Below are 20,362 nucleotides of genomic sequence, written 5' to 3' on the forward strand. Positions count from 1 at the left end.
AGTGTAGGATTTTAAAAAATTTATAGATCAGTTACCATGCATTGTTTTCAAATGAGAATAAAAAGTTAATCTTATGCAAAACAAATTAGCAGGTTTGATTTTCATTATATTAATTTCATCTTTACAGTCAGCTTATGCATATAATTTTATTAATCGGCTCATTATGGGCAAAAATGGCATGGTTGTAGATAAAGATGAGTTTTATACTCCACGTATTCAACCAGAATGGGTTATACCAGTAAATCCACATTTCAGTGCTGAAGAAATTGAATATGTTCATAAAACGCTAAATAAAGAACATTACTTTGTAGAACTTGAATTTTGGGTGAATGAAAATGGGAATGTGATTGATGTAAACATCTTGGATGCTAATATCACTGATTTTAAAACCGATGAAATCTTGAATGCAGCTAAAAAAGCCAAGATGACTTATAATTTTAAACCCGATACCCGTTTTCCATTCCGTTTTATCACTTCATTGTATTTTTTAAACTAATTTGTGATATTAAGCACGAAATAACTTAAATAATGCAATTTAATGAAAATTTTCATGAAATCTCTCAATCCTAAATGAGAATATTATCATTTAATACCATTAAAAATTTTAAGATAGGGATGTTCATAAAAAATACGATTTACAATAAAAATTCATAAAATCATCAAATTAACTATCCTAATACATGAAAAATACAAAATTGCATTCTTAAATGAGAATTATTAACATTAAGATCGATTTGTGCTGGGCATGACAGCATGATCCAAGAAAAAACATAAATTAAATTTAGAACTTTTTAGTGCAGTAAAAAGTCTTGTATAGAGGATATGGTCAGATGAAAGAGCTTGCCAGCCGTTTGGCGATGCAGCACCTAATCAATGCATACTCACAAGAAACAGGCAGTGGAATTTTACTTGAAAAATATCAACAAAATTCTACTCAACTCACGTTTAGCCAAGGCTTGACGTTGTTAGTAATTCCTTTGGAATCAATTCAATCTCAATTATTTGTTCCATTGTCATATAGCAGTTTTGTTGGCAGACATAGAATCGCCAGACTTCCGCAAGTATTTACTAGAGGCCAACTACAGCAGTTTAGTGCAATTGCGATGGTCAGCTTACTGTTGGAAGAATTGGTACAAAATGCTTCACAAACACTGGATTGTGCATCACTGGTGGAAAAGTGGATTCAAAGTCGCGATGCATTGCTCCAGTTTTTAACACATCGAGAGCCTGATTTTGATCGCTTGATTCAGGCAAAACAGGATTTCATTCAATCAGAACAAGCATTAATTCTAGGGCACAGCATGCATCCCGCACCTAAAAGTAGGTTGGGATTTATACATGAAGACTGGCGGAAATTTTCTCCTGAACATCAAGGTCAAACCCAGTTGTACTACTGGTTGGTTGCACCAGAATATGTCGCTGAAAGCAATGCTTCTTGTGAAGAGGACATCACATCACAACTCAAGCAAAAGATACAATGGTATTTAAATGAAGCTGAAATCACATTACTGAATACCTATTCAAGCTATAAGTTACTGCCTCTACATCCTTGGCAAGCGCGATATTTACAAAGTAAAGACTGGTACAAGGAATTAACAGCCAAAAAAAAATTGATCGATTTTGGTGAAAAAGCTTGGCAGTTTTCAGCTACAACTTCAGTAAGAACTTTAGCCAGTTATGCCGCGCCGTGGATGGTCAAGCCGTCCTTGTCAGTGATGATTACCAATTCAATCCGCATCAATTTAGCCAAAGAGTGCCATCGTGGTGAAATGACCCATCGCTTGTGGCATGGGCCGATGGGGCAGTCGATTGTTGAACATTGTCCTACGCTTAAAGCGGTCAATGATCCGGCATGGACTGCGTTGAAGCTGGGAGAAAGTATTGTCAATGAAACCATCTGTATTTTCAGAGATCAACCTTTTGACAAAAAGCAGCAGGTCACCTGTATTGCATCTTTATGTCAGGATCATCCTGAAAAGGATTTAAATCGTTTTGATCATTTGTTTGAAGAAATTGCTCAAGCTGAGCCTCAGCACAATATTGAACAAATTGCATTAAATTGGTTTAAGCAGTTCTTGGAAATCAGTTTAGTGCCAATGATGTATCTCTATCATCGTTACGGCATGGCATTTGAATCGCATCAACAGAATGTCTTGGTTGAGTTGGAAAATGCCTACCCTAAAAATTTATGGTTAAGAGACAATCAGGGGTTTTACTATATCGAAGAATATGCGACTGAAATATTAAAAGAATTTCCTGAGCTTGATGAAAAAGCACATGCTGTTGGACCGAAGTCTTTTGTAGATGAACGGTTTAGCTACTATTTCTTTGGCAATACTATTTTCGGCATTATCAATGCAATCGGTGCAACAGGCAGTATTTCTGAGCAAAGGCTCATTCATGTGCTGCAGGATAAATTATCTGACTTGCTCAAACAATATCCTGAAAGTACTTTACTGCACGCTTTGTTATATCAGCCAACGTTGCCATATAAAGGTAATTTACTGACGCGTTTATATGAATTGGATGAGCTGATCGCTCCCGTTGAACAGCAATCAGTGTATGTCCAATTGCCCAATCCTCTATGTCTTAAACAGAAGGATGCCATCTATGCTTGATTTTATTGCTGTTGGCTTAGGTCCGTTTAATTTAAGTCTGGCCAGCCTGTTACATAAAAAATCTGATTTGCAATATCTCTTTTTCGAAAAAAAGCAGCAGTTCGATTGGCATGCGGGGATGCAGTTACCGAATACCTTGTTGCAGGTTCCATTTATGGCAGATTTGGTCTCCATGGTAGATCCAACCAGTCCATTTAGTTTTCTCAATTATTTAAAAGATCAACAACGCTTATACAAGTTTTATTTTCTTGAACAGCCCCATATTCCACGTAAGGAATATAACGATTATTGTCAATGGGTGGCGGATCAACTTGAGTGTATTCAGTATTTGTCGACAGTGACGGATATTATTCCTAAAAGCTATGGCTTTGAGGTGTCTGTGCATCAAGATGGTATTCAACAACGTTACAATTGTCGAAATCTTGTATTGGGGGCTGGTAACGCTCCTTATGTACCGCAATGTATGCGCAAGTTCATGCAGGAGCACCCTGAACGCTGCAAGCATTCAGCAGACTATCTTGAGCATTCAAAACAAGATTTACAAGGCAATGTGGTGGTTCTAGGTTCTGGGCAGTCAGCAGCTGAAATATTTTTGGATTTATTTGATCGTCAGTACCGATTCGATCAAGTGTCTAAACCTCAGTTCAACCTAAACTGGTTGACACGTGCCAATGGCTTTTTCCCGATGGAATATACGCCTTTGGGTTTAGAGCATTTCAGTCCAGATTATATTCAGCATTTTTATAAGTTTGATGATTTAAATAAAGATTTGCAATTAGGAAAACAGGCATATCTCTATAAAGGTATTAGTGCCCAGACCATTCGAGAAATCTATAAAAAACTTTACCATCGAAATATTGCCAATCAACAGCTGGCGACACATTTACATAGTCAGTCTAATTTAATAGATGCAGCATTGACATCTGAAGGGAAAATCAAACTGATTTTTCAGGATCGTGTTAGCTTAAATCATTTCAGCATTGACAGTGATTATGTCGTTTGTGCGACAGGTTATATGAGTCCAGAGTTTGAGTTCCTCAAACATATTAAACCGCTGATCCAGACCAATGCACAAGGACATTGGGATATCACTATAGACTATCGTACTGCATATACAGGTGTAGGCGAAATCTATGTACAGAATATGGAAATGCACAGTCACGGTGTCGGTACACCAGACTTGGGCTTGGGGGCATATCGTGCAGCAACGATTGCCAATCAGCTATGCGGTTATGCCTTGTATGATCTTCCTGAGCAATCACAATGTTTTCAACATTTTGATCCTTTCCAAAATCCACAGGTTCAAGTGATTTCAAAAAATCCAGCGATACAGTCTTACAGACCGACTAAAGAGATTGAGCATTCGGCAAAAAACCTGAAAACCACATCAGCAACTTTACCGCAATGTGCCCAGCATAAACAAAACCAACAACGATATTCAAATATTGAGAAAAGCATATGAATTTTGCCCAGTTAAAAATTAACCAGAAGCAGTGGCGTAGTGCAGGACAACGCCTGATCGAAATGGCAATTGCTGAATTTTTATATGAGGAAATTATTCAGGCAGACCACATGGGAGGCAATTTATTCCAGATCACTCTGGATGATCAGTGCTATCAGTTTAATGGCAGAAAATATCTAATGGGACATTGGTGGATTGAAGAAGGTTCTGTCCGCAATGTAAATCAAGACGCCATTGAAGTGGCTTGGAATTTACACCAATTCATTGCAGCATTTTCAAATCAAGCCCAAGTAAAACCCTTTACCAAAGCCTATTTGATCAAAGAAATGAATAATACCTGGCTTGCAGAAGCACATGTCTTTGATGAAAAGCGCTTAAATAGTACTGCGGTACTTACAGAATCACACCATAAGATTGAAGGGATGTTACGTGGACATCCATGGCTCATCATGAGTAAGGGGCGTATGGGCTTTGGTTATGATGACTATCTCAGTGCAGCCCCCGAAATTTCACCCACAGTAAAACTACTTTGGTTGGCTGTACATGCTGATTTGGCGGAGTTTCGTTCCACCAATGAATGGCAAGCTACTGATCTATATCGGCATGAATTTGATGCTGAGGAACTTGAACGCTTCCGTGAAAAAATGCATAGCCTGAATTTAAATGCCGAAGACTATTTTTTAATTCCTGTGCATGCTTGGCAATGGCATCAATGGATTGTACCGACTTATAGCAATGAAATTGTTCATCAGCGAATTGTAGAGCTTGATATTGGCCAAGATGATTATGTACCAATGCAGTCCATTCGGACATTATGCAATACATCAAACACACAACGTCATTACATTAAACTGCCGGTGAGTATTTTTAATACAGCAGTTTACCGAGGTTTGCCGTCGAAACGAAACCTCGCAGCACCTGCAGTGACAGCTTGGCTAAAAAAAATGCTCGATGAAGATACAGATTTACAAAATACGGGTGTGGTGTTTCTCGGTGAAGTCGCAACATTGACCATACAGCAGCCTTGTTATGATCAAATCGAAGGTGCACCTTATCAATTCAAGGAATTATTTGGTTGCCTGTGGCGAGAAAGTATAGATCCTTTTGTCGAAGATCATCAGCAAGTGCTCTCTCAAGCTGCGTTATTACATCGAGATATTCACGGTAAATCTATTCTTGAGGTGCTGATTCAAGCTTCGGGATTAACACCATTGGCGTGGTTAAAGCAATTTGCCGTTGTAAGTTTAACGCCCTTACTGATTTGTTTATATAAATATGGTCTAGCCTTTTCCCCACATGGTGAAAATACCATGCTGATCCATGAAAATGGTAGACCTCAAGCAATGGTATTAAAAGACTTTATTGATGATATCAACCTAGTGGATGAAGATTTCCCAGAACTATCCGGACTGCCAGAAGAAGGAAAAATATTACTTCGACATTCGGCCTTGGAACTCAGTCACTTTATTTTTACAGGTTTATTCATGGTGCATTACCGTTATATCTGTAATGTATTTTTACAGGACTTCCCAGCGCATAGCGAAGTGGAATTTTGGCAAACAATTTCGAATGTGATTGCTGAATTTCATCAACAGCATCCTGAACTATCGGCACGTATTGACAAATTTGCAATGTTTAGAAGCCAGTACGACAAGATCTGTCTAAACCGTGTGCGTCTGTTTACCACCAGTTATAACGATGAAGCTGAACGTCCTGTTCCTGTTTTTTTGGATTTGATCGCAAATCCTGTCAGTCCAACCACATTGCAGCAGTGGGCGGAACAACAGTTGCAACAACAGCATTTTACTCAAAAGCATTCAGCAAGTCTGTCTGCATAGTATCCAAATTGAATCTTAAATATTGAAGTAATATATTTTATCAAGGTGACATCAATGAAAACACTATCACAGCAATTACCTGATTTTTATGAATATTATGAAAATGGCACACAGTTTTACCTGCGCCAGGTGCAATATCCTGATGATATGGCACTGTTACACAAGTGGATGCATGAACCCCATGTCATTCCGCAGTGGCAATTGGATAAGTCTGAATTGGAACTCAAGGTGTATTTTGAAAAGCAACTGGCTGATGACCATCATCGTTTGTTAATCGTCGGTGTAGACGGACAAGATGTAGGTTATAGCGAAATTTATGAAGGAAAACGTGATAGATTGGGGCGTTATTATAAGGGACATGAATTAGATTTAGGTTGGCATCTGCTTTTTGGTGAAAAATCAGCATTTGGTAAAGGTTATCTGAGAGCAGTGATGCGTTTATTGAGCTTTTATATCTTTGAAAATGCAGCCTCATTGAAAATCGTGGGTGAACCTGACTCTAAAGTCAAACCTTATGCAGCAGTAGTAGAAGACATGTGTTATGAAGCTCAGGGTATAATTCCAATGCCTGAGAAAGATGCCATGCTGTATTATTGTTGTAGAGAGACCTTTTATCAAAAATTTGGGGATTATTTAACGCAATCTCAGCAGTATCTTGCGCAAAAGAAATTTCCAAACCAAACAGAGCGAGTTGAACCCTCCATATGAGTTACCAGTCTACACATATTCAAATTATGGATATGACGTTTTCAAAAGATGTATCAATTGCCGAGTTTGAGCAGTGGCTCACTGAAGTTGAAAACTTTTTGCATCATCAACAGAATTTTGCACTGGTGATGCAAAGTCTAGATGGTACGACTTTTCCAGAGGAATATCGCCAAGTTCAAGCGGCTTGGTATAAAAAGAACAAAGTCAATTTTTTTAAATATTGTGTGGGATTGGTGCGGATTGCGTTAGATGATGCAGATCAACAACGCTTAAATTCCCCAGCTTTACATGTGGCTTGGCGCGTTCCTTATTATGTTACGTTGGATCGTTGTGATGCATTGCAGTGGGCGGTGCAGAGGTGGGTATGCAGAACATAGAAAATCAAAAAAGTACATCAGTGACACAACAAATTTCAGTATTAGGCTTAGGTGTTGTGATTGTTCTGTATTTGGCACATGCTTTACCTTTATATTTTTATAATGTGGCATTGCCTGCGATTTTAAGACATCAAGGGGTAGATTTACGTTGGATTGGGATGTTGTCATTGTTATATATCCCATGGGCTTTTAAATTTTTTTGGGCACCCTTGATTGATCGCATTTATGTTAAAAAATTAGGTAAACGAAAGACATGGTTGTTGTTCACGCAAATTGCTTTGGTTCTTGGCGTGTTAGCACTTGCATTTACACAATTTTCTTATGGTTTGGCAGTATTTGTGGTGATCGGACTCTGGATCTCAACATTTGCTGCGACCCAAGACATTGCCATTGATGGCTATACCGTAGAAGCATTTTCGGAACAGGATTACCGTTTTGGCAGTATGGCGCAAAGCATTGGTGTTGCGATAGGCAGCATGATTGGAGGCGCTGCGACATTATGGATTTATCAATATCATGGTTGGCAAATTGCATTAACGTGTTTAGCGGTGATGACGGCTTTAACGATGTTGGCTATATTTCAAATCAAAGAAAAATCCAAAGAACATATTGTTCAAAACCCTCCTAGTCTGATTCGAGCATTTAAACGACCCGAAATTCGTTGGGCTTTATTGTTAATTGTTTGCTATCGCTTTGTCGAAGCACCTGCAATGGCAATGCTTAACCCAATGCTTATTGATCAACACTGGTCGCTGTCACAGATTGGTGTACTGATGTCTGTAGTGGGCGCTGGTGTAGGCTTATTAGCTGCCGTTTCAGCAGCATTATTGTTAAAAAAAATAAAGGCAACACAATTGCTGGTTTGGGCAGGTTGGCTACGAACTTTAATTTACGGATTATTGGGGCTTGCTATTTTGTTCGGTTGGTTAAATCAGTGGCATTTATTGCTGGGGATTTTCGTCATTGCTTTTCTTGCAATTCGTTATATTGCAATGACTTCGCTTTATGCTTATTTCATGCAAAACAGCTCAAAAGAACAAGCAGGAACTGATTTTACAATTCTGGTGTGTTTTGAATTGTTGGTCTATTTCATTGGTGGGGCAGGCTCAGGTTTTCTGGCCAAATCATTGGGCTATGGCAATTTTTATATTGTACTGGCCGTAGCATCTGTAGTGAGTGTTATTTTATCACATCTCATTATTTCAAAATCGCAAATAAATCCAAAACCAAAGATTATGGAAGGATAACTCATGAGAAAAAAATCGATACACATACAAATGACCTGTGTAAGTTTGGCTGTATGTACTCAACTTTATGCGCAAGAACCAGCGAACAATAATGATCATACCGTATCAGAAGTGAAAAGCTTGGCTCCTATCGTTGTTACCGCGACTCGTTCAGCAAAAAGTATTTCCGAAATCGCTGGAACAGTGTACAGCATTGATCATGCTGAGATCGAAAAACAGGCAAATGCGGGTAAAAGTACCGCGGATATTTTGGGTTTGTTGGTACCTTCTTTAACGCCGAATACAGGTACAACATCAAACTACGGTATGACGATGCGTGGTCGGGTAGTGCAATACATGATTGATGGCGTACCCCAAACAGGTTATCGGGATGGTTCACGACAACTCAATAGCATTAGTCCATCTATGATTGAGCGAATTGAGGTTGTTTCTGGTGCAAGCAGTATTTATGGTTCCGGCGCAACAGGCGGGATCATTAATATCATCACCAAAAATGGTGGTGAAGCACCTTTGAGTTTTGAAACCAAAGTCGGTGTCACGTCTGGTAATAATTTTAAAAGTGATGCAATGGCTTATGAAGCCTCACAAAGTATTTCATTCAATCAGGCTGCTTTAAAAGGAACACTGGGTATTGGCTATGCTAAACGTGGTGAAATTCAAGACAGTCATGGAGATCGAGTCGGACCTGAAGTTGCACAGACAGATCGCCAAGATACCCAAACCCTCGATGTGAATGGGCGTTTGACATGGAAAATTGCAGATGGTCAGAGTCTCAGTTTTGGTGGTCAATATTACAACGATGAACAAGACAGTGATTATGGTCCAGACTATGGTCCTGGGCTTGCAGTCTTATTTGGTGCGAAACCAAGCCAAAAAGCCGTGAAAGGCTTATTGCTCGATGATCAGCCAAGAACCAAACGTTATAGTTTTAATACCCAATATCAAAATGATGACTTCTTTACACAGATATTAAACGCGGAAGCCTACTATCGTAATGAGAAAGCCCGTTGGTATCCAGCAGTCAATCCTATCGCTCATACAGCATTGCCAGAATCAGGCAGCACGTATTTAGTCTACCAATCTGATACTGATATTGATGTGTGGGGGGCTCGACTTGCTTTACAAAAGGATTTTAATTTACAAGGTCGTAAGCTAGGGCTGACCTATGGCGTAGATTATGAAAATGAGCAAGATCGTCAGGATATGCAACGTTATGATTTAGCGACTTTTATGGCGAGTAATGGTTTATCCTTTAAACCACTTAAGCGCTATCAATTCGGACCTGATGTAGAAACCAGTAAATTAGGCTTTTTTGCACAAAGCCAATTGGATATCACCGATCGTATTGATATACAAGCGGGCGTACGTTATGAACGTGTTGAGAGTGATGTAGATGCTTCAACCCCTTATACTGAAGCAGTTGTGGCTGATCTGGTTCCTACATATCAGGCGAAGACCTTAAATGGTGGTACGGTCAAACATGATGCAACCCTGTTTAATATTGGTGCTGTCTATCATCTGACCGATGCACAACAGATTTTTGCCAATTTTTCACAAGGTTCAAATTTACCAGACATCCAACGTATGCTGCGTGATGTACCCGCTAACTTTGTGGTGAATAGCCAGACAATTGATCCAATTAAAGTCAATAACTATGAATTGGGGTGGAGAATTCAAAGCGCTAAAGGCTTAAATGCTGGTATTACTGCGTTTTACAATGACTCAGACAAGAGTTTGAAATTTGGACCACCGAATTATGCTATAGAGGTAATTGATACAGACGAACGTGTGTATGGTGCTGAAGCCAATATCTCTTATCCAGTTTCATCGAATTGGACTGTCGGCGGAACAGCAGCCTATACCACAGGGCAATATAAGAATACTCAAGGCAAATGGCAGGAATTGGATGCCATTCGCATTGCCCCATTAAAAGGAACAGTCTATTCAGATTGGCAGTTTGATGATGGAATTGGTGTACGTATCCAAGCTTTAGCAATAGGTGGCACAGACAAAGCGCGTCAAGATGCGATTGAAAGTGGTTCAACACGCCCACCAGCTGAAATTAAAGGATTTACCACAATGGATGTGATTGCCAATGCCAAAGTTGGACCAGGAACACTTGGGTTTGGTGTTTATAATGTCTGGAATACAGATTATAAATCGGTCTATAGTCAAGCTGTATCATCTGTGTATGGAGCACTATCAAGCTTACCATCACAAGGACGTACCTATGGTTTAAGCTATAGCTTGAAATATTAATTAAAAATCTAGCCTCTTTTGCAACATGTGAAAGAGGCTTTTTAATTTGATATGAATTGAAATGCGTCTCAATTGCAAAAAATTCTGTTTACTGTGATATTTCAATAAGGTTTAAATGAATAAAAACAATACAATTCTGTTGTTGGCAAGTTTGGCGAATGGCATGAGTTTTTCGATGATTTTGCCTTTGCTTGCACCTCTGATTCGCCAGCTTAAAATGTCAGAACTTCAGGCAGGTTTGTTGGTTTCTGCAAGTGCATTGCTGATGAGTTTAACGGCAATGTGGATCTCAAAAAAAACCAAATTACAGAATCAGTATGGTTTACTCAGTCTTGGTTTTATTGGAATGACCATCACATGGGGACTATTTTCAGGCGTACTCAGTTATGGGCTGCATTATACTGTTCCAGCAGGACTATTATTTACTTTACTGTTATTGAGTCGTAGCAGTACAGGTATTTTTATGGCAATGCCGCAGATTGCTTTACAAAGTTATGTGATGACACGCTATGCGGAAGAAAAACAACGTGGTCAAATGATGGCAAAATTTGGTGCATTCAATAGCTTGGGCTTAATTTTAGGGCCATTCCTAACCACATTATTGATCGTTTATGGGATATTGCTTCCCATGTGGCTGGCTGTGGTGATTCTGGCAATTTTGAGTATATTGATCGTATGTTTTTATCAAAAAAATAATTACATTCCAGTCGATCATCGACAAAAATCATTTCAAGACCATACAGATCCAGCCTGCGAACAACTTGATCTCAATGGTCAGCCTCGAGCAAAAATTAAAAATAATCATAAATTAAACAATGCCTTGGTATGGCTGATCTTAGGATTTAGTTTATATATTGCGATTGTTACCCTTAATCTAACGGCTGGTTTCTATATCCAAGACAAGTTTAAATTTAGTATTGAACAAAGTGCGCTGTATTTTTCCCAATGCTCATTAATTGTTGGCATTGCATTGGTTACCATGCAAGTTGCCATTTCTAAATGGTTAAAATGGTCATTACAACTCCTTTTATTGGTTGGATTATCAGCAATGCTGATCGGGTTGCTGATGTCGATCTATACCCAACAGATTCTCGTCTTTCAGCTTGCTTATATTTTTTATGGGATCGCCGTAGCGTGTTTAATGCCTGCATTTACTACAGGTGCTTCACAATCCGTGCCACTGGCAGAGCAAACAAAAATAGCAGCCTTATGCACGATGGTGCAGGCGTTGAGTTTAGTAGTTGCACCTTTAATGAGTACAGCACTGTATCAATTCAATATTATTTTCCCATATTATTTATTGATTGGTATTTTTGCACTGTTCTTATTTTATTTTATTGTTTTTAAATGGCGTAGAGGAAAATAATTAAATTCATCTCTATGTCATATTTGAGGACTATTTTCTTGAGCATTTAATTTGATATGACATTTTGCTGATGAAAAATTTAAAAATTAAACATTCTATATTTATATGTTTGAGTTCTGGTTTATTCCTGACTGCCTGTAATGATGATACGGACAATAAGAACTCTGCTACACCACCACAAACAGCTACATTTCTATATTTGCAGACCAAACAACCTTATTTACCACAACAGAAATTAAGCACTTATGAGGCTCAACCTGCTGGCTATCAGGCAGTTTTTACTGAACTTGTTGCACGACATGGCTCACGTGGTTTATCGAGTATTAAATATGATCTAGCACTTTACAACATGTGGCTAAAAGCCAAACAAGAAAATGCTTTAACGCCATTAGGCGAAAAACTCGGTGCTGATCTAGAAGCAATGATGAAAGCCAATATTTTATTGGGCTATGGGGTCGAAGGTATCCGCCAATACGGATATGGCAATGAATCATCAATAGGGATTAAAGAACATCGTGGAATTGCAGATCGACTGTTACAGCGTTTACCTGAGTTGTTTATTCAAGCCAAACAACAGGGTAAAAGTATTCAAATTGTCAGTTCAGGTGTAGACCGCGCCGTAGACAGTGCTAAATTTTTTACCCATGAGTTGTTAAAACAGCAACCGAACTTAAAAGATTCGATTACACCCGCAAGTTATCAAAGCTTGAGCAGTGGATCTGTACCCAGTATCGCAGATGGTGGTATAAGTCGCTTTAACTTATATTTTCACAGCTTGAATGCACAGGATGATCTTAGCAACATCAAAACGGATGTAGAAAAGCAAGTCTATGATGCAAGCCTGAAATATCAAGATTTTGAAGAAAATGATCTAAGTTTAAAACAAAAGCTTAGAGAATTGAGTGTCGATCATAATGCTCAAAAAATTGCAGCAACAGTGTTAACGCCTATTTTTAAAGCAGCGTTTATTCAAAAAATAGGCCAAAGCGGTTATACCTTTAGCAATACAGGGACATTTACAGTAACCAGTCCCCAAGGTGAGCAAATCACTGAAAAAGGTAAAGGTAAAAATACCATTGCAAGTGCAGTGGATGCAGCGGCTTATTTATATGAGTTATATTCAATTACAGGTGGCATGCAAGACGAGTTAGGCGCTACAGATTTTAACAAATATATGCCAATTGATGCCGCCAAATTTTATGCACAATATAACGATGCAAGTGATTTCTATAGTAAAGGACCGAGTTTTGAAGCCGGTAAAGCCATTACCACCGATATTGCACAGTCACTTAAACAAGATTTATTTAAACAAGTCGATGATGTGATCAATAAGCGTCAAAAAAATATTGCCGTGCTCCGTTTTGCACATGCTGAAATTATTATTCCTTTAGCTACCAGTCTAGAGCTAAAAGGTATGATGCAATCTGTGCCATTTTCACAGACCTTTAATTACAATAACAGCACATGGCGCGGTGAAGATATTTCCCCAATGGCTGCAAACATACAGTGGGATATTTATCAAAACTCACAAGGTCAAACCTTATTGAAAATGTTATACAACGAGAAAGAGACCAGTTTTAAAAAAGACTGTGATTATGCGCGTTATAAAGTCAACAGTTACTACTATGATTATTCAAAGCTTAAACAATGCTATAATATTCAATAAATTGCTGTTTTGATGCAAGGGAGATACAGTTCTCCCTTTTTATTTATAATGGAAAACCTTATCCAGAAATTTTTAAAACTGCCTGTGAAAAATTAAATTTACCACCAGAAAACTGTTTATGTTTGAAGATTCAGAAAATGTGCTTCGTTCAGCACATGATGCAAATGGTGTGACTATTTTAATTCGAAATATGAAAGAGCCAAATCCAAACATACTCGAAATCGCTGGCTATTATTTTGAGTCAATGGATGATTTTCAAAACATGCTTAAAAAATCGACTTGAATCAAATTCTCTTTTAATTGAACAACACTCATGCAATTTAGCAATTAAATCATTTCATTCCATGCTTTAATAGAACAATTAAAATGAATGTGAATTTGACTGTGTTTTTACATTCCCAAAGCTTAACGATAGCAACCCAAAAGCATGATTATCCTGAGTGGCATAAAGGGAGGAAAGATTATGCTTTGTGGTATATTGAAATTAATCATCCGGAATTGCTCAATTACCTAAATGAATTAAGACGACAATTTTCAAAGTTTTTATTTCAACCCAACACGCGACAGTTTCATATCACATTATATGTTTGTGGTTTTTTAACAGATTTATCTCCGCAATTTAATGATGATTTTCAACTCAAACAATTAAAACAGCAACTACAGGATTTGAAGAAAAGCAATTTTCAAGCATTTCAACTCAAGACAGGCAAGATAAACAGTTTCAGCAGCGCGTTATTTGTTGACATTGAAGATAATCAAAATAGCCTAAGCAATATAAGAACGATTTTATCCAGTTCTACCCGTGAAATTGCACCCACAAATTATTGTCCACACATTACGCTGGGGCTTTACAATGCAGAATTTCCTTCACAACAAATTTTAGAAGAGATTGAAATGACACAGCAACAACAGTTTGAAATCACGGTAGATCAACTGCATTTTGGTTTTTATAAAGCAAAACATCTACAGGGTAAATTATTTGATTTAGACTGTTATTCAATCAATTTAAATACTAAAAATGCATCTTTGGAGCAGAATACATGCTGCAATTAATTTTGGGTGGAGCACGTTCTGGAAAAAGTAAACTTGCGGAACAGATTGCAAAAGAAACGTCTTTAAATGTGATTTATGTCGCCACAGCACAAGCTTGGGATGAAGAAATGCAATTGCGTATTGCCCATCACCAGTCGCAACGACCAAGTGAATGGCAATTGATTGAAGAAACATATTATCTTGCCGATACATTGAAAAAAAATGATCAAGAAGGACAGTTGATTCTGGTTGATTGTTTAACATTGTGGATGAGTAATTTACTAATACATGATGATGAAAATCTACAGATTCAGGAATGTCAAAAGCTATTACAAGTCCTGCCTAAACTGCAGTCTCAGGTGATATTGGTAAGCAACGAAACCGGACTTGGAGTTGTTCCTATGGGAGAAATCACCCGCAAATTCGTCGATGAGTCGGGACGTTTGCATCAACAGTTGGGACAACTGGCAGATAGAGTTGTATTTTGTATTGCTGGGTTCCCGATGGTTTTAAAAGGTGAATGTCTATGATTTGTATTGGTCTAAATCATAGGTTTAATTGATTTTTATACGTTTAAAATGATTGAAATGGAGAAAGACAATGAGTTGGTGGTTAGAAGCATGCAAAGTTCCAAGTGCCGAGATTAAACAACAGGCAGAAGAGCGTCAGTCCCAATTGACCAAGCCGACAGGTTCGCTTGCTGTACTAGAAAATGTTGCTGTGCAACTGGCAAGTCTACAAAACAATCCCAAACCACAGGTAGAGCATCCTTGGATTACAATTTTTGCAGGTGATCATGGGGTGATGGCAGAAAATGTGTCTGCCTATCCGCAAGCGGTAACACGTCAAATGTTGCAAAATTTCGCAACAGGCGGTGCATGCATCAGTGTGATTGCCAAAGAATATTCAGCAACATTGCAAGTGATTGATTGTGGCACGGTTGGAGATGCTTATGAATATCAAGGCGTTGAACGTCACTGTATTGCGCCAGGAACAGCAAACTTTGCAAAACAAGTGGCGATGACTGAAGAACAATGTGCTCAGGCCATGGATTTAGGACGTGAAAGTGTTGAAAAAGCCCTTGCCAATCATGCTTCGATTTACATTGCTGGAGAAATGGGAATCGGGAATACCTGTGCTGCATCCGCCGTGGCAAGCTTTTTATTGAATGAACCGGCAGAGCAATTAACTGGTGTAGGGACAGGAATTCGAGAAGAACAATTGATACACAAGAAAAATATAATTAAAAATGCTGTTGAAATGCATAAAAATTATGTTAAAAGTGATGTATTTAAGGCGCTTTGTGCAGTAGGTGGCTTAGAAATTGCAGCAATGGTTGGTGCATATATTCGTTGTGCTCAGCTTGGTTTGGCTGTGATTGTGGATGGATTTATCAGTTCTGTTGCAGCTTTGGTGGCAGTTCAGTTGAATCCTGCAGTTCGTCAGTGGATGTTGTTTGGACATCAATCTGCTGAATATGGTCACTTGCGTATATTAAAACAACTTAATGCTGATCCATTACTAAAATTGAATTTGCGCTTGGGTGAAGGAAGTGGAGCAGGGGCTTCACTAGGGGTCATCAAACTCGCATGTAGCTTACATAACAATATGGCAACATTTGCTGAAGCTGCTGTGATTGGTGAAAAAGTTTAAAATATTTAAAATAAGAGCAGATAAATGAAACTGAGGGTTGATCTACTACGTCACGGCGAAACTACGTTAAGTCATACCTTGCGTGGTTCGACTGATGATGATTTAACAGAATTGGGGTGGCAGCAAATGCACCAGAGCATATTCTTAGATCAAAACTCAGTTCATACAAAGTGGGATTATATATTTAGTTCACCTTTAAAGCGTTGTGCGCAATTTGCTCAGTCTTTTTCACAACACGTCAGCATTCCGCTTCTGCAAGATCAACGACTTCAGGAAATACATTTTGGTGACTGGGAAGGTATTTCTGTTCAGCAGATTTATACAGACTCCCCTGAGCTTTTGGCAAATTTTTGGCAATATCCTACTCGTTTTACGCCACCCAATGCTGAAAAATATTTAGATTTTCAATCTCGAATCAATCAAGCATTGCATTCGATTCAACAGCATATGTTGGCGTCAAACAGTCGATCGGCTTTGGTGGTCACACATGGCGGTGTAATTAAATTATTAAAGTGTATGGCACTGCAACAATCATTAGATGATATTTTAAAAATGACTGCTGATTTAGGGCAATTAAATCGCTTTATTTTAGACAGTGAAACCATGCAACTGGAACTTTTGGAGGATGTGATATGACTCCATTTTTTATTGCACTGCAGTTTCTAACGATTTTTCCTGTTCACTTAAAAACATTACCTTCACCTCAACAGAATGGCTGTTCATTATTATTCTATCCCGTGGTGGGTCTATTAATTGGCTTAGTACTTTATGCTGTAGCCAGCCTATTGCATGTTTTACCCATTGTTTTATTAAGTACTTTTATTTTGGTGATTTGGATTTGGTTAACGGGTGGCCTTCATCTGGATGGTTTGGCAGATACTGCTGATGCTTGGGTGGGGGGCTTCGGTGACAAAGAAAATACCCTCAGAATAATGAAAGACCCTGCCTGTGGGCCTATTGGCGTATTAAGCCTGATCATCATTTGTATAATTAAATGGTCTGCCTTGTATGTTTTACTTGAAAAACAGCTTTATACTGCTTTGGTGCTATTTCCTGTTTTTGGACGTTTAACGCCACTTTTTTTATTTCTGACGACAGAATATGTTCGTGAAAAGGGCTTAGGTTCTACCATTGCTCAATATATTCCAAAAACATGGTCAATCATTATCTTTAGTATCAGTTTATTGGCAGTCGGATATTTTGTCTGGGTTGGTTTAGCCACTGCCATTTTCTTTATTCTGACTCTGATTTATCTCCGACATAAGTTTATTCAGCGTATTGATGGTATTACAGGCGATACCATTGGCGCGAGTATAGAGATTGCTGAAACTGTTTGTTTGCTCAGTTTTGTGATTTTGGGCTTTTATCTTTGATTGCATTCAGCATCTCATGATGGGGCTATTGATCAAGATATCATCTGAGTAATGAGCTTCAAAAGCAAGTTATGAGCAAAGATAAGCTATATCGATGCAATGATGAGATGACGGAATAGATCATCTGCAACTTTTCGGAGTAGGTGATTGTTCAATACGTTAAACATATTGCTAAATTGAAATAATGTTATTTATATTCAGTTACCGAAGTTTAAATTAAGATTGTGCCTAAATAATTGATCTTAGAGCACAATCCATGTTGTAAATAATGACAGATAGTTTTTAGCTGCCCCAAAATTACCACATTAAATCATCTGGAATAATGTAAGCGGCATAAGGATCTTCTTCATCTGTTATCTGTTCATTCTTTTCAGAATTATTGACAATAATAAAGCCGGCCATTTTCTCGTTGATGCGGTCAGCTAAGGCTTTGGGTAAAATCGCATAAGCATCGTGATCATGCGCAATTACTAGACTACCAGAAACCAAAGCATTATAAACCTGTTGATTGATATAAATTTTCTTAATTGAACCATCTATAAATTGATATGTGACATCGCCATCGGTATCTTTGATTTTATGTTGACCAATCATCTGGATGATTGATGCTTTTAATGCTTTTTCATCTAAAACTCTTTGTTTTTCTTGATTAAGTGCTTGGTCCTTAGACACTTTTTCCTGTTTGTCTTGCTCAATTTTTGCTTTCAGTTCAGCTTCATTACTCTGACCAGTACGCTGTTCATGTTGTGCTTGCTTAGAAAGTTTCTTTGCTTTTTTATTATCAACTAAGCCAGCTTTGAGTAACTGCGCTTGTAATGCATTTTTAACCATAATAATAACCAACGATTAACTGTGTTTCGAGCCATGTCGAAAATAAATAAACCAATACACTAAGCTTAATATTAAACTTAATCCAGCAGGGATAAGGAATGCATTCAATTGTAAATAAGGATGAATGATACTGGCAATGATTCCACCAAGAATAAATCCAAAAAGAATCAGCAAATGTAAAGTTACTCGGCGTCTTTCAACCACAAGTCCTCTGAAAAAGTAGCCTAATGCCAAACCTAAATCTGTTAATACACCTGAAAGATGTGTGGTACGAATAATTGTACCTTTGTAATGGCTCACCATGGCATTTTGTATACCCATGGCGGCACTTGCCCAAAGTAATGCGTATTGAGGATGATAGGGAATAAAGATCCAGCATAGAAAGATAAAGATACTCACTAGACTCAGCGGGATGCCGTATCTGCGGCCAAGTTGAAAATGGCTATTACCCAATATGTAGCCACTATAACTTGAACCGAGTACATAACAGATCATAATCAGTAAGAGATAAAGCACATGACTATATTGTTGATGAACCAATGCTTGTGCAAGCAGACTGGCATTGCCGGTCATATGAGAGATGGACTGGTGTAGAACCGTGATTAAGCCCAATACATTAATTATGCCTGCATTGATTGCAAGCATAAAAGCACCAAGCTGAATCCAGGCTGGTAAATATTGAAGAGGCATAATTCCTTCTTTTCTTCATATGGTCGACAAATTACCTTTTTGACAGGTCAATTGCTGCTGTAAATATAACATCAGTAGATGAATTTAATGCAGTTTCTGTAGAATCTTGCAATACACTGATGACCATTCCAATAGCCACTACTTGCATCGCGATTTCTGAAGGAATCCCAAACAAACCACATGCAATTGGAATCAGTAATAAAGAACCACTGGCAACACCTGAAGCCCCACATGCAGATAAAACAGATACAATACACAAGATAACCATGGTGACAATATCAACATGAATATTGAGGGTATGTACTGCTGCAAGCGAGAGTACCGTAATAGTGACTGCAGCACCAGCCATGTTGATTGTGGCACCTAACGGAATGGCAACATTCGCAGTGGTATCATTTACACCTAATCGTTTTGCGAGATCAAGATTGACAGGAATATTTGCTGCAGAACTACGGGTAAAGAAGGCAGTAATTCCACTTTCTCTTAAGCACTTGAGTACCAAAGGATATGGGTTTTTACGCATCACAATACCCACGATCAGTGGATTGATGACCAATGCGACAAACAACATGGTTCCCACAAGGACTGCAATCAAATGTGCATAATTTTTTAAGGTTTCTAAACCGGCTTGGGCGAAAGTAGCAACCACTAAACCAAAAATACCTACTGGCGCAAATGAAATCACAATACGAATAATACTGTTAACTGCATCTGCCACATCTGTAATCATTTGTTTGGTTGTTTCTGATCCGTGACGAAGCGCAGCGCCTAGACCAACAGCCCAAGCCAAAATACCAATGAAATTGGCTTCATATAATGCTGTAATTGGGTTGGTAATAAAACTCAGCAGTAAATTTTTTAATACTTCCGCGACACTTCCAGGGGGTTGCAAAGCTGCTTCACTGGCATGAGTGAAAATCAGTGTACTTGGAAATAGGGTACTAATAATTATTGCGCTAATCGCAGCCAATAACATTCCGATTGCATATAAAATAAGAATGGGTCTTAAATTACTTGCTCCGCCACCCACTTTAAAATTAGCGATCGAAGCGAGAACCAATACAAATACCAGAATGGGTGCAATAGATTTTAATGCTTTAATAAAAAGCTCGCCTAAAATATTGAAATATTGGGCTGAATTTGGGAATAGATACGCAACTAAAAAACCAAGAATGATGGCAATAAGAATACGTGTAACTAAACTTAAACGTGCTAGGACAGCAAACATATTGAACCTTTTTG

At 38.3% G+C, this 20,362-nt stretch carries 19 protein-coding genes; 16 read left to right on the plus strand and 3 right to left on the minus strand.

Annotated elements, in window-relative coordinates; translation table 11 throughout:
• Positions 1–73 precede the first annotated feature (73 nt).
• From OSH00_RS05205 to OSH00_RS05280, 16 genes are all read left to right on the plus strand, one after another.
• Positions 74–496: an energy transducer TonB family protein gene (locus OSH00_RS05205; RefSeq protein ID WP_266129540.1), complete on the plus strand. Its 423-nt coding sequence runs from the start codon at positions 74–76 to the stop codon at positions 494–496.
• Positions 497–830: 334 nt separating this feature from the next.
• A complete protein-coding gene (locus tag OSH00_RS05210; RefSeq protein WP_266129541.1) occupies positions 831–2,618 on the plus strand; it encodes an IucA/IucC family protein in 1,788 nt (595 codons plus the stop codon).
• Entirely contained in the window at positions 2,611–4,080 is a 1,470-nt protein-coding gene (locus tag OSH00_RS05215) for a lysine N(6)-hydroxylase/L-ornithine N(5)-oxygenase family protein (protein ID WP_266129542.1), read from the plus strand. The genes OSH00_RS05210 and OSH00_RS05215 overlap by 8 nt, the downstream gene beginning before the upstream one ends.
• A complete protein-coding gene (locus OSH00_RS05220) occupies positions 4,077–5,918 on the plus strand; it encodes an IucA/IucC family protein (RefSeq protein ID WP_266129543.1) in 1,842 nt (613 codons plus the stop codon). The genes OSH00_RS05215 and OSH00_RS05220 overlap by 4 nt, the downstream gene beginning before the upstream one ends.
• Before the next feature lie 54 nt (positions 5,919–5,972).
• Complete coding sequence (locus tag OSH00_RS05225) at positions 5,973–6,626, plus strand: GNAT family N-acetyltransferase (protein WP_266129544.1); 654 nt, start codon at positions 5,973–5,975, stop codon at positions 6,624–6,626.
• Entirely contained in the window at positions 6,623–7,003 is a 381-nt protein-coding gene (locus OSH00_RS05230) for a hypothetical protein (protein WP_266129545.1), read from the plus strand. The genes OSH00_RS05225 and OSH00_RS05230 overlap by 4 nt, the downstream gene beginning before the upstream one ends.
• Positions 6,991–8,250 (plus strand): MFS transporter, encoded by a 1,260-nt coding sequence (locus OSH00_RS05235; RefSeq protein ID WP_266129546.1) that lies wholly within the window; start codon positions 6,991–6,993, stop codon positions 8,248–8,250. Before OSH00_RS05230 ends, OSH00_RS05235 begins: the two co-directional genes overlap by 13 nt.
• A gap of 3 nt (positions 8,251–8,253) precedes the next feature.
• Positions 8,254–10,509 (plus strand): TonB-dependent receptor, encoded by a 2,256-nt coding sequence (locus tag OSH00_RS05240; RefSeq protein ID WP_266129547.1) that lies wholly within the window; start codon positions 8,254–8,256, stop codon positions 10,507–10,509.
• Positions 10,510–10,624: 115 nt separating this feature from the next.
• Positions 10,625–11,875, plus strand: a complete 1,251-nt coding sequence (locus OSH00_RS05245; protein WP_266129548.1) for an MFS transporter — start codon at positions 10,625–10,627, stop codon at positions 11,873–11,875.
• A gap of 70 nt (positions 11,876–11,945) precedes the next feature.
• A complete protein-coding gene (locus OSH00_RS05250) occupies positions 11,946–13,541 on the plus strand; it encodes a histidine-type phosphatase (protein ID WP_266129549.1) in 1,596 nt (531 codons plus the stop codon).
• Between the two features lie 118 nt (positions 13,542–13,659).
• Positions 13,660–13,824: an HAD family hydrolase gene (locus tag OSH00_RS05255; protein WP_266129550.1), complete on the plus strand. Its 165-nt coding sequence runs from the start codon at positions 13,660–13,662 to the stop codon at positions 13,822–13,824.
• 101 nt (positions 13,825–13,925) lie between these two features.
• Positions 13,926–14,594 carry a 2'-5' RNA ligase family protein gene (locus OSH00_RS05260; RefSeq protein WP_266129845.1) on the plus strand — a complete coding sequence of 223 codons (669 nt, stop codon included), beginning with the start codon at positions 13,926–13,928 and terminating at the stop codon, positions 14,592–14,594.
• A complete protein-coding gene (gene cobU, locus OSH00_RS05265) occupies positions 14,582–15,103 on the plus strand; it encodes a bifunctional adenosylcobinamide kinase/adenosylcobinamide-phosphate guanylyltransferase (protein ID WP_266129551.1) in 522 nt (173 codons plus the stop codon). Before OSH00_RS05260 ends, cobU begins: the two co-directional genes overlap by 13 nt.
• Positions 15,104–15,173: 70 nt before the next feature.
• Positions 15,174–16,226, plus strand: a complete 1,053-nt coding sequence (gene cobT, locus OSH00_RS05270) for a nicotinate-nucleotide--dimethylbenzimidazole phosphoribosyltransferase (RefSeq protein WP_266129552.1) — start codon at positions 15,174–15,176, stop codon at positions 16,224–16,226.
• A 24-nt stretch (positions 16,227–16,250) separates the two neighbouring features.
• Positions 16,251–16,862, plus strand: a complete 612-nt coding sequence (locus OSH00_RS05275; protein WP_266129553.1) for a histidine phosphatase family protein — start codon at positions 16,251–16,253, stop codon at positions 16,860–16,862.
• On the plus strand, positions 16,859–17,599 hold the full coding sequence (locus OSH00_RS05280; protein WP_266129554.1) for an adenosylcobinamide-GDP ribazoletransferase: 741 nt from the start codon (positions 16,859–16,861) through the stop codon (positions 17,597–17,599). Before OSH00_RS05275 ends, OSH00_RS05280 begins: the two co-directional genes overlap by 4 nt.
• A 297-nt stretch (positions 17,600–17,896) precedes the next feature.
• On the opposite strand, the gene OSH00_RS05285 is transcribed toward OSH00_RS05280, so the two are convergent.
• Genes OSH00_RS05285 through sstT form a run of 3 tightly spaced genes read right to left on the minus strand, consistent with a single transcriptional unit; the run spans position 17,897 to position 20,348 of the window.
• On the minus strand, positions 17,897–18,430 hold the full coding sequence (locus OSH00_RS05285) for a DUF2058 domain-containing protein (RefSeq protein WP_266129555.1): 534 nt from the start codon (positions 18,428–18,430) through the stop codon (positions 17,897–17,899).
• Between the two features lie 15 nt (positions 18,431–18,445).
• Positions 18,446–19,120 carry a YoaK family protein gene (locus OSH00_RS05290; protein ID WP_266129556.1) on the minus strand — a complete coding sequence of 225 codons (675 nt, stop codon included), beginning with the start codon at positions 19,118–19,120 and terminating at the stop codon, positions 18,446–18,448.
• A 31-nt stretch (positions 19,121–19,151) separates the two neighbouring features.
• Entirely contained in the window at positions 19,152–20,348 is a 1,197-nt protein-coding gene (sstT, locus tag OSH00_RS05295; protein ID WP_266129557.1) for a serine/threonine transporter SstT, read from the minus strand.
• Positions 20,349–20,362 lie beyond the last annotated feature (14 nt).

Origin of the sequence: Acinetobacter nematophilus, from assembly GCF_026344175.1 — a bacterium.
Classification (GTDB): Bacteria; Pseudomonadota; Gammaproteobacteria; order Pseudomonadales; family Moraxellaceae; genus Acinetobacter; species Acinetobacter nematophilus.

What these genes read in the sequence shown, in the direction of transcription:
- OSH00_RS05215 (WP_266129542.1), top strand. Translation starts at nt 2,611, where the DNA reads ATGCTTGATTTTATTGCTGTTGGCTTAGGTCCGTTTAATTTAAGTCTG.
- OSH00_RS05255 (WP_266129550.1), top strand. Translation starts at nt 13,660, where the DNA reads ATGTTTGAAGATTCAGAAAATGTGCTTCGTTCAGCACATGATGCAAAT.
- OSH00_RS05250 (WP_266129549.1), top strand. Translation starts at nt 11,946, where the DNA reads ATGAAAAATTTAAAAATTAAACATTCTATATTTATATGTTTGAGTTCT.
- OSH00_RS05245 (WP_266129548.1), top strand. Translation starts at nt 10,625, where the DNA reads ATGAATAAAAACAATACAATTCTGTTGTTGGCAAGTTTGGCGAATGGC.
- OSH00_RS05220 (WP_266129543.1), top strand. Translation starts at nt 4,077, where the DNA reads ATGAATTTTGCCCAGTTAAAAATTAACCAGAAGCAGTGGCGTAGTGCA.
- OSH00_RS05285 (WP_266129555.1), bottom strand. Translation starts at nt 18,430, where the DNA reads ATGGTTAAAAATGCATTACAAGCGCAGTTACTCAAAGCTGGCTTAGTT.
- OSH00_RS05210 (WP_266129541.1), top strand. Translation starts at nt 831, where the DNA reads ATGAAAGAGCTTGCCAGCCGTTTGGCGATGCAGCACCTAATCAATGCA.
- OSH00_RS05240 (WP_266129547.1), top strand. Translation starts at nt 8,254, where the DNA reads ATGAGAAAAAAATCGATACACATACAAATGACCTGTGTAAGTTTGGCT.
- OSH00_RS05230 (WP_266129545.1), top strand. Translation starts at nt 6,623, where the DNA reads ATGAGTTACCAGTCTACACATATTCAAATTATGGATATGACGTTTTCA.
- OSH00_RS05205 (WP_266129540.1), top strand. Translation starts at nt 74, where the DNA reads ATGCAAAACAAATTAGCAGGTTTGATTTTCATTATATTAATTTCATCT.
- cobU (WP_266129551.1), top strand. Translation starts at nt 14,582, where the DNA reads ATGCTGCAATTAATTTTGGGTGGAGCACGTTCTGGAAAAAGTAAACTT.
- OSH00_RS05280 (WP_266129554.1), top strand. Translation starts at nt 16,859, where the DNA reads ATGACTCCATTTTTTATTGCACTGCAGTTTCTAACGATTTTTCCTGTT.
- cobT (WP_266129552.1), top strand. Translation starts at nt 15,174, where the DNA reads ATGAGTTGGTGGTTAGAAGCATGCAAAGTTCCAAGTGCCGAGATTAAA.
- OSH00_RS05225 (WP_266129544.1), top strand. Translation starts at nt 5,973, where the DNA reads ATGAAAACACTATCACAGCAATTACCTGATTTTTATGAATATTATGAA.
- sstT (WP_266129557.1), bottom strand. Translation starts at nt 20,348, where the DNA reads ATGTTTGCTGTCCTAGCACGTTTAAGTTTAGTTACACGTATTCTTATT.
- OSH00_RS05290 (WP_266129556.1), bottom strand. Translation starts at nt 19,120, where the DNA reads ATGCCTCTTCAATATTTACCAGCCTGGATTCAGCTTGGTGCTTTTATG.
- OSH00_RS05275 (WP_266129553.1), top strand. Translation starts at nt 16,251, where the DNA reads ATGAAACTGAGGGTTGATCTACTACGTCACGGCGAAACTACGTTAAGT.
- OSH00_RS05235 (WP_266129546.1), top strand. Translation starts at nt 6,991, where the DNA reads ATGCAGAACATAGAAAATCAAAAAAGTACATCAGTGACACAACAAATT.